Here is a 13,191-nt window from a genome sequence, read left to right as displayed (position 1 = left end):
TGGCTTGGCGCTAGGGTTACTAAGTAAAATATTCGTCGGCTAATAGCCCGCGAATATATTGCCCAAATTTTTCAGTTTCTACTAAAAAAGCATCATGTCCGTATTGCGAATGGTGGCTTATATAATGACAGTCAACCCCGGCTTCTACTAAGCCTTCGTAGAGCTCTTGCTGTTGTTGTGGAGTGAATAAAATATCGAACTTTTCAGAGACTACTAACACTTTACAACTAATCCGCGCAAATGCATCACTATGAGTAGGGTAGTTTTGTGTGACATCATAGTTATCCATCGCAGTAGTAATACTCAGGTAACTGTTTGCATCAAAAGTTTTCACAAACTTTTCTGCGTTATAGTCCATATATTTAGTAATTTCGCCATCTTCCGCAGACTTATCCCGGTGGCTATTAAAACGCCGATTCCATTCTGCCGAGTTTCGATAAGTATAAAGCCCTAATTTTCTGGCAAGCTTAAATCCATTTAAGTCGCTGTTAGATTGATAATTACCATTATTCCATGCGGGATCAATTCTAATCGCAGACTGCTGAATATTTCTATTGGCAATATTAGCAGGATAAGCTTTGTAAGAAGAACAACTCAACATTAAGCGTTGCAGTGATTGCGGATATTCAATTGCCCAAGTAAGCGATAACATTGCCCCCATAGAGTTACCGATGATCGCATTGAGTAGATTAATGCCTAAATAATCAAGTAGCTGCTTTTGTGAGTTGACCATGTCACCAATTGAAACTGATGGGAAACTTGCGTTATAAGCAGTGCCAGTTTCTGGGTTGATGCTGGTGGGGCCACTAGAGCCGAAACAACTCCCTAAGTTATTAATACAAACAACATAGTAATTATTACTATCAATCGCCTTACCAGGCCCAACCATGTCTTGCCACCAGCCCTCTGTTGGGTTTTTAGATGAGCTTGCAACGTGCGCTCCCACTGACAGTGCATGATGAATTAGCACTACGTTAGACTTGTCAGCGTTTAGTTCTCCCCATGTTTCGTAAGTAAGCTGTAATTCAGCTAACACTTCTCCAGACTCTAAACCAAAAGGCGTATGAGCGTAGTAAGTAAAACTTCCATCAGGGTTGGTGCTAATGGTTTGACTCATAAAAATTTACTCAATGGGTAACAGTTATTCAACAGATAAAGTAGCATGCGGAACCTTGTTCAACGAGTGAAAAAAGCCGTTAAATAATAACTCAATCTCAACACTTTCGCGAAACTATATAACAAAAGCCACTTTTTAGACCAATATTACTCGTTGTGATTATTTATCATTAAAGCATTTTAACTAATAAAAAGCCCTTCTCAAAAGAGAAGGGCCGCATTACAACATAACCAAAAATAATTTTATTAACTAGCCGCTACTGAATAACTAAGTAAAAAGCGGCTCTGCCTCGAACAACACGAAGAAGAATCTTGTCTGAATCTAATTGCAACGCTTTTGAAAATTCAGCTAACGACTTAACTCTTCGCTTATTAACTCCTACAATTAAATCACCTGGGCGCAAACCGCTATAGGCTGCGTAAGAGTTGCGCTCCATGTTCGCGATAACCACTCCATCAGCATCTTTGCTTTGCTCAAAAGTTACGCCGCGCAACAATGGATGCAGCTCACCATTATTAGCATTTAGACCACTGGGCTCGCCAATTTTTATGCTTTCTGTACGAGTTTTGCCGGAACGAATAAAAGTAACTTTTATTTTATCGCCAATTTTGCGCTTACCAATTTGGCTACGCAACTTGCCTCCAGAGGTTGTCTTTTCGCCATCAACCGCAATAATAATATCGTCAGCTTTTAGCCCTGCATCATCGGCCGGTGAGTCTTCTTCAACATGGGTAACTAAAACACCTTGCTGTCCATTTTTTAAACCAAAGGCAATTTGTAAATCAACGGTTATTTCTTGAATACCTATGCCAAGTTGGCCACGCTTCACCTCACCAGTTTCAATGATTTGATCCATGCTGGACTTAACCATGTCCATGGGTATAGCAAAACCAATCCCCACATTACCACCAGAAGGCGCAATAATAGCGGTGTTAATACCAATTAGCTCGCCACGTAAGTTGACCAAAGCACCGCCGGAATTGCCCGGGTTAATCGACGCGTCTGTTTGAATAAAATTTTCATAGCCTTCAATACCCAGTCCGGTTCGTCCCAATGCGCTAACTATACCGGTAGTGACAGTTTGTCCTAAACCAAACGGATTACCTATTGCCACAACAAAGTCACCGACTTCAAGAATTTCCGAATCGCCCAGATTAACCGCGGCTAAGTTTTCGGCGTCTATTTTAAGAATAGCAATATCAAGTTCAGGATCATTTCCCAGCACCTCGGCGGTATAATGACGGCCGTCAATTAACGAAACTCTAACTTCATCGGCACCTTTAATAACATGGTAGTTAGTAATCACAATCCCTTTTTTAGCATCAACAATAACACCAGAACCAGCACCTCGCATTTGCTTTTCTGGTGGACGGTCAGTAGGTTCTTGCTGCTCTGGAATGTTAAAAAATCGGCGAAAAAATGGGTCATTCAATAGTGGATTATTGGTGTATTGTTTCTCGGAAAAAGTGGCTATATTCACAACCGCAGGGTTAACTTTTTTTAACATATTAGATAAAGATGGAAGTGGCTTTCCATCTGGGTCTACTTGTGGAAGTGAGGCACTCACCCCTCCTATTTGGGTGACAAGTAACACCCCAAAAAACAGCCGACTAAGTCTATTCACTAGCGATCTCCTGAAAAGTTTAGTTAGTTTCTCAATCAGTAAAATAAACTGATCCTATGCGGTTAAGCACGAGAAATTCAGCATTTAAGCTCTATCAAGTTTTTCAAAAGCTAATTTAGGGCCAAAAACATGAATTTCAAGGGTCAATTCTTGAAATTATTAGACTCAAAACAAACAAATGGTTCAATTCGGTGTTGTTTCAGATTGTGACTGCGGGTTGCTTTCTAGGCCAGAGAATTGCTCACTATGGTATAAAAGATAACCAGTGAGAATCACCATAATAATAAATAAAATAAACAAAAGCCGATATATACGTCGCATGGATGGTTTTCACTTTAAATGGTTGGGTCTTAAAGCGGCCATTTTAATGGCCGCTTATTTTAGCTAGTTTCGCCCTTGCTTTAACAAGCGCTTTACTAATGTTTTAAGATCTTGGGTATTTTCTTGTTGGAATTCACGGTTATCAATACCCACCGAATAGTAAATCGCTTCTCTAATTGAGTTAGTTTTTTCTAAGTAGTCAGTCACACTTGCAACATCAATATGATCACTTAAAGTTTCGAACTCATGAGTGACTCTTATGCTATCGGCTTTAGGTATTATTTCGCGCTTATAATGTAATTGAGGCGAGCCAATGTCTAACAAGAGCTCATTTAAGTTCCAGTTAGTTTCGTTAGGATAATTGATTAAAATATCATGTTTCAACTTTATTGGATAAGGGTTGTAAAGCGGCATCTTGCGATTACTAACCGATGGTTTAGCAATATACTCAGCAATTAAATCACCATATAGTGGAAGTTCGTATTGCGCTTGGTTTTGGGTCCAGTAATTGGCAATTTCAAAGTTCAACTTCACAGTGACTCGGTTATGCTTTTCGTCATCGACAATTTTTGCATTACCCAATAATTGTATGCTGGGAAACTGCTTGGCGTAAAAATTCATGTAGCTTTTACTGAAGTGTTTAATACCTTCAGACTTTAAAAAGCTACGCGTATTTTCTGCTTGCGCATAAGCATATTCAAATGTCGCGGTTAATTGGGCTGGGCCGTTAAAAGAGTCAGCTTGATAAACTTCGCTTAATATAATCTCATTCGTTTTAACTGGCGTATTAATTGTGCTTAATGAATTTGTGCCTGGTTTAACCAACAATGCATACTGAAAATCACTTATCCCAATATTTTCAATATCACCAAACTGAAAGCTTCGTGTTCCGTCTACCCAATATTGCTTTCCGTTCAAGAAAAACGTAGAGATAACATGGTCAAAAGCACCAGGCTGCGGAATGAGCTTTTGGATCGCCTTAGTCGATCGACTTGAAACCAAAGCAGGATAGGCTTCTATCCCTTGCATTGATAACAACGTATTTATAAACATCGTCTTGTCTTTACAGTCACCATATTTTCTTTCAAAGACTTCGTCTGGACTATACGGTCGGTGACTATTTTGACCAATCTCTATGCCAAAATAGCGAATGTTATTTTGAGCATAACGCACAACTTTTTCTACGTAAGCTTGTTTCGTTTTACTCTGCTTGGCCCACTTTGCAGCCAGCTTAAGCAGCTTAGTGTTTTTAATTGTGCTTATCTGATAAAACTCGGTTGCCCAATCCACTACGCCAGACCAACTATCGTGTTCACTAAACCTGACCGACATATAAGGATCATACCAACCAGGATACTCGCCTTCATCGTATACAGCACTTACATTGCTAGCACTCCAGTGATAAAAATGTCTATTACCTTGTTGGCTATGTTGGAGGTTTTTATCATCAGCGTTATAGACTTTATAATTTAGCGCTTTATCGGTGGTTAGCTGAACAAATACTTTATCTACATTTACCGACCAATTAAGTGGAAACCCCGTAAAGTACTGACCTTTAAAAATTGGATTATTGCCTTCTATGGTATAAGCATATTCAATAGTATCGCCAACCTGTACATCGGGAATAAGCAGTCTTGCAGTAACACCGCCGTCATAAATTCCTTGAGATATACCCTCTTCTCGTTGTAATAAACGAATATCAACCGCTTTGGTCATTTCTAAAACTTCGCCGTGACGATGTCTTCTTACAAAGTTAATCTTTAATTGTTGAAAGTCTGGCTGAAAATATATACCGGTTTCAGACGCATCTTTTAGGCCGCTTTCTAGGTTAACTTTAACACCATAATGATAAAATCTTGCATATTGATCTTTTATCATTAGAACTTGAGTATCACTTAGCAACCAGCTCGCACCTAAATCTTTTTTAAGTTTTGCAGGTGGCAAAGGCTGACTTACAATCCAATCGGCAATCGGCTCTATATGGTATTCAAAACCGTCTTGCTTTACTGAAGCTGCATGAATGTTTAAATGTAAACATGTGAATACAACCACTACTAACTGAAACAAATATTTATTCACCGCTTAATACTCCATCTTGATTATTTTGCTTTCCACTTTGCAACTGCGTCACCGCATTAACTTGTTGATTAGCTTTCTGTATATTTAACTTAAGTTGTTTCGCACCATTTCCATATTGAGTCCGCTTATCTACCTGAGACAAAATCAAATCGATCTTTGCTTGATATTCGCTACTAGTGTCAAGTGTAGAAATAATTTCGGCAAGTAAAACAGAGGCATTGATATTGCCACGTTCATGCTGGGCGACCAACCAGTCGACATGCGGCTCCAATTCATGATGTTTTTCTAAATAAAGATAAGCCCTGCTTAAGTTTATTTTAGAGATTGGAGGCAAGTTGTCGAGTTTTGAAGCAGTTTCTATCAATTGGTTAAAGTCTCTCTCTCGCATTAACTCGCTTGTCAGTAAATTAATAAAGCTGGCTTCCTTTGATTTCGATAAATTATTCAACATAAGCGAGGTAATCTGTTTGTCGCTTAGTTCAAGATAACTAAAAAGTCTTTTTAGTATGGGAAAGTTATTATAGTAGTGATATTCAAACTCGCCTGAATCTAGATCGACTGCGTGAACACGATATAGAAATTTGTCTTGCTCAATAATAAGCTCTTGGTCAAGAATATCGTATCCAGCAGTTGATAAAATCAATTCAATTTCTGTCGCTTCTCGAATATTAACCGCATTGGCTTTATCTCTGCCATTATTCTCACTAAGCATTGCTTTAATTAGCGAGCCATATCGATTAACTAAAACTTTGGTTCCATATTCACTTTCTTCACAAGCAATCAACAGTGCCAGTGCAATTAAGGATGAAGAATTCTGCGCAAATAAATCATAATAACTTTGAATGTTTTCCTTTCTGCATATTTTATCTTCTGGAATATTATCTAGCTGTTTAACAGCCAGCATATATTTTAATATGCTGTTTTTGGGGTGCGAGTTAGCAAAATTGTTAATATCTGTTTTGGCTTGAGCAACCCTTTCCGGTGTCCAGAGTTGAATATTATTAACGGTCTCCTGCTGCTTAACATTGCTCGTTTTACAGGCTGAAAGTAACAAGCATACAACTAAAGCTAATAGCTGCTGATACTTTAACAAGCCCCTATCTTTTAATCTTTTCAATTTTAATCCTTTCCTAAATCAATTTATTCTAAGCCGTTCAAACTACAATACATTGCAACTCTATCAGTCATTTATAAGCGGCCACTTTGCTTAATATCAAAATACTCGTTAACTAAATTCACCGCAAGGTGAGAAGGTACACAGTCTATAGAGGTAGTCCCCTGGTGCAGAAGCCGCTTGTGCAGGTTTGCTCGTTCTGCTAAATACAATGACGATTGAGCATAAGTTACTGCATCTTCTATATTACTAATATCTTTATCTAGTATTTGATCTAACGCCGATTCGCGTAAGTTAGCTAACATAACAAGGTGGTGTTTGCTTAATATTTTTAATGCTAACGAGTACTCTTCATCATCTTCTTTTCTTACATTTGAAATGACTATAACCAGTGATCGCTTTTTAAAACTAGCACATAGTGACTTTGCGGCGCCGATAAAGTCTGATGCATTATTGCTCGGGTGCACCGAGTAAACAGCATTTAAAATTTTGGTAGTGGCTGAGGGACCTTTGCTAGGCGGGACAAATATTTGTTGCCCGCCAAAAACATTTAGGCCAACAGCATCACCTTGCTTCAACGCGATTGAAGCAACTAATAATGTCGCATTTAAAGCTTGGTCAAAATGCGATAGGTCACCGTCTTTAGCGCGCATACGTCGGCCACTATCTAAAAGAAAAATAATATTCTGATCTCTTTCTTGTTGGTACTCTTTTGAAATTATCTTTTTTAATCTCGAGGTCGCTCGCCAGTCTATTTGGCGCAAGCTATCGCCAATGCGATACTCTCTAAGCTGGTGAAAATCCATGCCTTCGCCTCGACGTTGACGTTGTCTAATACCTATTTGCCGTGTTTTTTGCTCCGTAGCAAGTAATACGTAATTCATAATTGAACGATAATTAGGATAGACTTTCGCTCGGCTTGGATGTGTCAGTGTCAGGCGCTTTCTTAATAAACCGAACAATGACTCTATCCACAGTTCGGTGATATCTATGGTCAGCTCGCCGCGCTCAACAACTTTTATTTGATAATTAATGTTAACTTCTGCGTTAGAATTAATGTTGATACTAACAGGCATATTTTTAAGCCTTACATTATCCGGATAATGTTCGTAGAGCATCAGTTTTACCGGACAAAGATTAAGGTTAGTTAAATGTAAATTAACTTGAGTAAAACTGTTTACCGGTAATGTATGCGGAAGCTCTCGTTGTAACTTGAAGTTCTTACGCTGTTTTAAACTTAATATTTCCCATGCAAACAGCGCACTTAACACTGCGGCATAAATTAACCAAATGAAATCCAACGCGAAACTGTTAGGCGCTTTTTCAGACGCAAACAAATAAAGCCTCACTCCAACCTCAATTAAGGCAAGCGCTATCCAGCCTATAAGCCATAAGACTCCAATACGCGTTAACTTCATTTACAGACTACTCATTAGTGTCGTGGTGCTTCAATTTGCGCCAGAACATCGGCTATAACTTGAGTGATGCTTACCCCTTCAATTTCAAGTTCAGCAGTCAGCACTATACGGTGGCGGAGCACCGGTAACGCAACTGACTTTACTTCATCTGGCGAAACGAACTTACAACCGCGAATTAGAGCAAGTGCTCTAGCTGCACGAATAATCGCAATTGATGCTCTTGGACTTGCGCCCATTTCTATTCCTGGCCACTCTCTTGTCGCAGCAACTAAACGCACTGCATAGTCGAATAGCTGATCATCTACAATAATGAAGGCTGCGGCATTTTGTAGCGCGATAATATCTTGCGGTGTTGTTACTGCCTCTAAATTCTTCATTAACGCAGAATCATCAATTTGCCCTGTAGTTACTTTTTTTACTAACTCTACTTCACTGCTGTGCTCAGGGTAGTCGATAAATATATTCATTAAGAACCTATCTAATTCGGCTTCTGGCAAAGGGTAGGTACCTTCTTGATCTAATGGATTTTGGGTGGCTAATACCATAAAAGGTGCACTTAATGAGAGCGACTCTCCTTCTATGGTAATTTTTCTTTCTTGCATTACTTCTAATAATGCCGATTGTGTTTTTGCTGGTGCACGATTAATTTCATCCGCTAGCAGTAAATTAGTAAAGGCGGGTCCTTTTCGAATAACAAACTCCTCAGACTTGGCGTCATACATTGCATGCCCAGTCACATCGCTTGGCATTAAGTCTGGAGTAAATTGAATTCGGGAAAATTCACCATGAAATGTTTTAGCCATACTTCGTACTAACAATGTTTTACCTAAACCGGGTACACCTTCAATCAATAAATGGCCGCCAGCGATCAAGCAAGTCAGTGCTTGCTCTACTATTGTCTCTTGTCCTATTAAGGTCGCGTTAATCGCTTGTTGCAGCATTTGAATGAGCTTAAAGTTTTTATCTTCAGGCGTATTGTTGCTTTCTATTGATGGATTATTTAGCTCGTCATTCATTATAAGTGCTTCCTTATTGATTGAATTATTCTTACTGTTGAGATAAAAGAGTCTTGCGAGTTGTCACTGCAATTCCACACTTTCTCAATTTTTTTATGTTCAATACCGGTTAGCTCAGCCAGTTTAATGATTTTAGTTTTCTCATCAAACTGTGAAAAACCAATTAAGCGCTGCGCTAATTTATTTTCTAAGTTTTCGCGCATTTTCTTCAGTAATAAATTGCCAGCGTTTAATCGGTAAATGAACTCACCGGCGGCGCGCAAATGCAAAGTGATTTCTCGTTGAACTGAATGAGTATTGGCTTTAGGTCGGCCTTCTCGCCAAACCAAAGAAACAATCACCAACACTAAAACAATCACAAAACTTATAACGAATATAGTGGCGTGTTGCCATAATAGATTAAGCAATGAAGCTTGCTCTCGCTTATGTACCACGTAGACATCACCACAAGGCTGCAGCATTCTTAGCAAAAACAAAGCATGATCGTGTGCTGTGATTTTGCTGTTATTCCAAATAGAAAATTCACTGAGCACAACAACTTTTCCATAACCGAGTGAATATTCAATAACTAAATCTGAGAATGCGTTAGAGCTAATTTTATCTGCTAAATGTTGGCTATCGACTAAATAGCTATGTGAATTAAAATGCAACTCTAATGGTCCTTCCATGTCAGCATTAGTTATATACTTAACAATTTCTTCCTCATCTGTTGTATTCGTCGTTGAGGTATCTTGGTATAGCCTTACCCCTAAGGAGTCTAAAAAGGTGTCTTTAGTTTGCCTTTTTTCAGCTGCATACGGCTCGGTTGCAAGTAATATTAAGCGGCCACCATTTTCAACCCAACGGCGCATTGCTTTGCGCTGAGCTGTTGACATACCAACACGAGAACTAGCAATAAATACACTATCTTTATGATCAAGTTCAGATTCAAAAAGGGAGAAGTCTGTTTTGCTTTGCACTTTATAGCCAAACTGAGCCATGAGTTGTTTTGCCGCTAAAAACTCATCTTGCCTTGCCTCATGTGAGTAACCAAGATCAACTTGTTTACTCGCCATAGTAAAAGAGTTAAAAAACCAAATACAGGCGAGACCAATGCAAATTAGCAATAGACAAAGTAAGCCGCATTCTTTTGAAACTTTAAAACTCATCATAAGCTAGCACTCGTGTTTAATGAGGTGCTAGCGGACTTTGTTACTGCAGGTTTTGTAAATGTCTTAGGCCAGAGATGACAAATATCAATGAGTTGTTGTTTAGGTGTATCTTTGTGAGCGTAAGCAGTTTCACGCCAAACATAGGTCAATTGTGTAATTAATTGGAATTGGTTTAGCTCAATACTTAATGCTTCTCCGCTATTTTCAACTGTATTTTTTTTGAGTTTAGCAATCGCTGCCAAGCATTCTAATTCAGTAAAGCTGGGCTTAATCGTTATAGATTTATTTTCAATTACCCATACTAACGTCGCTCGGTATAGCAAACTGACTGCGGAGCGAATATTGCCTGCGTTAATTAATTCTTCAGCGACTAACCAGTGCTGACTAGGCAAGCTAGCTTGTGTCACATCTAACCCAAACAAACGACTCGGCTTTTTAGTTATGCTTTGTTTGCTTGGCTGCACACCGCTAATAATATGGCGATATTTTACAATCAAAAATATTACGACTAACGCTAATAAAAACCACAACCCAAAACGAACAACCATTGAAAATAACTTGCCAATCAATTCATAACCAGAATAGTCAGTGGCTATATCGTCTTCGCGAGCAGAGTCAGATTCTCCTAAATACTCTAAGTAATTCACCGTTTTAGTTTGTTTAAAAGATTCACCATTTTTTATTTGGTTTATTGCTTTAGTTACAGATTCTTTAGTGATTGTTTTAACATGCCCATTATTAACTGAGTTGCTAGCTGTATTTAAGTCACTGTTTTTTTCAGCAACTGACTCTTGGCTAAGCTGAGTTGAACGATCACTCTGTGGTTCTTGTGCAATCACTAAAGGTGTCTGAAGAGTGCTGATGCCAATTAAGGCCAGCAAGCTCAATAAACGTAGCGAAGCTGCCAGCGAACTAGTCGACAAGCGCTTCATTAAGCGTTTAAAGGTTAATTCAATGTCCCAAGCTTCTAATAAAGTTCTATGATTAAGATACAAACTAAACCCACAAGCGGTATAAAAAGGTGCAACTAGGGTCATGCCAAGATAGACTAAGAAATTAAATGCCATCACATAAATTAAACTGATATTGTCACCGATAAATAGCGATAAAAAGTCAATTTTTTCTAAGTAAACCGCGGGAATTAATAAGAAAAGCAGTGCCATACAAGCAGCAAATATAATGGCTTCTAAATGACAGAAAAATAAAGTTATCCACATTGCACTACTTGAGCCAATGGAATGAATTGTTCTTAGCCTGCTACTACGCTTACTTCCGGCTAAATTTTCTAACTGTACGACTGGCAAATCTAAACTGCGCGTAGGACTTAAACGACGCCAAATTAAACTCGTGAATGCTTGTTTTTTTGCCAGCGAGAAAAATGCCTTTACACAATCTAGCACCGTTAAACGTTCATCAAACAAATGTCGGCTAAGATAATGTAGCATAGGCCGTTCCCATAATGGCTTAAGCCACCAAAATAAAAACAGAGCATACCAACCATAATAAGCTTGAAGTAAGCACAAGAGAAGAAATGCCGGAAGAGTGATTATCAACCAAATTGAATAAAGCGCTTTCGCATGCTGTTGTACTAAAGCTACGCCAAGGTCAATCGCTTCCCAAGATTTACGCGGCCTAACTTTGGCAGTAATTTTATCAATCTTCATTAGGCCTTGCCTCGCCCAAGAAAACTAAAGTAAGCGATAATCAGTAGCCAACCAGCAGCGCCAACCCAATATTTAATCGCTAAACTTATATTAGTTTTTGACGACCAGAAAGCTTCAACAAATGCAGCAACTAAAAGTAAAATAATCGCACCATAGACAAGCTTAATCGCGTCCTTTCCTGCATTCACCAGTGCTTGCTTTCTTGAAAAATTACCTGGCGCAATGATAGCCCAACCCACTTTCAGCCCAGCCGCTCCAGCGAGTACAATACCGGTTAATTCATAAGAAGCATGACCTGCGACAAAAGAGAAAAATGGCTGTTCGAATCCAACATTAATTATATGCGCAGTAACGCCACCAAAAAATAAACCGTTAAAAATTAAGTAAAACTGGCTTCCTAGAGTCGCTAGCATCCCGCCTGCAAAAGTTTGAAAGGCGATCCCTATATTATTTCTAATATAGTGACCAAACATCATAAAGTCCGTATCGGCTTGGCGCTCTCTTCCAAGTTTGTCGTGTGCGGGATCGTACATGCTTTCAATTTTAGCGACACTCGCTTGATCTACAATGCTATAGATAAGTTCAGGAAAGAGTAAAGTTAAACCAAATACGACAAAGCAAGGTAAATAAAATAAAGCCGATGCTATCCAAACAAACTGAGCTTGTTGTCTAACAGCGACGGGTAAACCATATAAAATAAAACGATAAATTTTTGCCGCAAATCCAATGCGCCTTTGATACAGTAATTGATGCCCAGAAAAAGCTAAGGCTTCAAGTTCAGTTATCAGCTGCGTACTATAATGTCGCTGTCTGGCCAGAGCTAAACAATAACAAATTTGGCGGTAGTCACTGGCGAAATGACTAAGCGTTTCTAGCAGTTCAGGGGTTTTCTTTTTGAATTGCTTTAGCTGGCTGGTGGTCGCTTTAAACTTTTTCCACGAAGTTTGATAGCGTTGCTCAAACTCTTCTTGTCTCATCCGCTACCTCGCAACCACTTTGCGATTTGCATGAGCTGGCTTGCTGCACTTGTCTTACCGGATTTAATTAAAGCTCGGTCAAGCCAAGCACTTAAGATACTGGCAAGTTCATTTTGGCGCGGACTAGAGATTTGATTACTGCGCTCAGCAAATGCCATTAAGGCACTTTGTTCTTCCAAAGTTAGCGCTATTTTAGGCGCTCTTGCACTCAGTTGATTTTGCTGTACTAAATTAGAGTGCTCTAAGCGGTGTATGACTAAAGTGCCCGCAGCAAAATCACCCAGGCGCTTAAAGTCTTTACTAAACAACATGCTCAATATGCCCAATGCATACATAAAGGGCAGGAAGTCTACAAAGCGTAATAAATTTCTTACCATTGAAGAAGACCAATCAATCGGCGTACCGTCGTCGTTCACTACGACAATCTTTAAAACTTTTTTACCAATTGTTTGACCATGATTAAAAACTTCGAAAATAACTGGATAAAACCATTCAACTAAGAAAAAGGTTAACAGGAGAACACCATCACCAAACTTTCCAAAAAAGCTAAAAACTAAAATGATAACGAACAGTAAACTCCAGCGAATAACCAGATCAAGCAGAAAAGCCAAGGAGCGACAAACCGCACCGGCTACTGGTAATGACAGAGTAATGCCCTCGGGGACTTCTACTTGTTTAGTGGTGTCTAACATTCCTTTAGATCTTTTATT

At 39.0% G+C, this 13,191-nt stretch carries 10 protein-coding genes; all 10 read right to left on the bottom strand.

The features are described 5' to 3' along the window. Positions 1-19: 19 nt before the first annotated feature. Entirely contained in the window at positions 20-1,117 is a 1,098-nt protein-coding gene (gene metX / locus ACUR5C_RS01515; RefSeq protein ID WP_454466570.1) for a homoserine O-acetyltransferase MetX, read from the bottom strand. Positions 1,118-1,373: 256 nt separating this feature from the next. Further along, on the bottom strand, positions 1,374-2,741 hold the full coding sequence (locus ACUR5C_RS01510) for a DegQ family serine endoprotease (protein ID WP_454466568.1): 1,368 nt from the start codon (positions 2,739-2,741) through the stop codon (positions 1,374-1,376). 384 nt (positions 2,742-3,125) lie between these two features. Further along, positions 3,126-5,141 carry a DUF3857 domain-containing transglutaminase family protein gene (locus ACUR5C_RS01505; RefSeq protein WP_454466566.1) on the bottom strand — a complete coding sequence of 672 codons (2,016 nt, stop codon included), beginning with the start codon at positions 5,139-5,141 and terminating at the stop codon, positions 3,126-3,128. Further along, positions 5,134-6,258 (bottom strand): hypothetical protein, encoded by a 1,125-nt coding sequence (locus ACUR5C_RS01500; RefSeq protein ID WP_454466564.1) that lies wholly within the window; start codon positions 6,256-6,258, stop codon positions 5,134-5,136. The genes ACUR5C_RS01505 and ACUR5C_RS01500 overlap by 8 nt, the downstream gene beginning before the upstream one ends. A 71-nt stretch (positions 6,259-6,329) precedes the next feature. Further along, a complete protein-coding gene (locus ACUR5C_RS01495) occupies positions 6,330-7,673 on the bottom strand; it encodes a DUF58 domain-containing protein (protein WP_454466563.1) in 1,344 nt (447 codons plus the stop codon). Between the two features lie 14 nt (positions 7,674-7,687). Then, entirely contained in the window at positions 7,688-8,689 is a 1,002-nt protein-coding gene (locus ACUR5C_RS01490; RefSeq protein ID WP_454466561.1) for an AAA family ATPase, read from the bottom strand. Further along, the gene (locus ACUR5C_RS01485; RefSeq protein WP_454466560.1) at positions 8,689-9,840 is read right to left on the bottom strand and encodes a DUF4350 domain-containing protein; all 1,152 of its coding nucleotides are present in this window, start codon (positions 9,838-9,840) and stop codon (positions 8,689-8,691) included. Before ACUR5C_RS01485 ends, ACUR5C_RS01490 begins: the two co-directional genes overlap by 1 nt. Continuing rightward, positions 9,837-11,504 (bottom strand): hypothetical protein, encoded by a 1,668-nt coding sequence (locus tag ACUR5C_RS01480; protein WP_454466558.1) that lies wholly within the window; start codon positions 11,502-11,504, stop codon positions 9,837-9,839. Before ACUR5C_RS01480 ends, ACUR5C_RS01485 begins: the two co-directional genes overlap by 4 nt. Continuing rightward, complete coding sequence (locus tag ACUR5C_RS01475) at positions 11,504-12,481, bottom strand: stage II sporulation protein M (protein WP_454466556.1); 978 nt, start codon at positions 12,479-12,481, stop codon at positions 11,504-11,506. The genes ACUR5C_RS01480 and ACUR5C_RS01475 overlap by 1 nt, the downstream gene beginning before the upstream one ends. Further along, entirely contained in the window at positions 12,478-13,173 is a 696-nt protein-coding gene (locus ACUR5C_RS01470) for an RDD family protein (protein ID WP_454466553.1), read from the bottom strand. Before ACUR5C_RS01470 ends, ACUR5C_RS01475 begins: the two co-directional genes overlap by 4 nt. Between the last annotated feature and the right edge of the window lie 18 nt (positions 13,174-13,191).

Source organism: Aliikangiella aequoris, assembly GCF_053709105.1.
The sequence above is the reverse complement of the archived record's forward strand: the minus strand, read 5'-3'. Positions and strand labels throughout refer to the sequence as shown.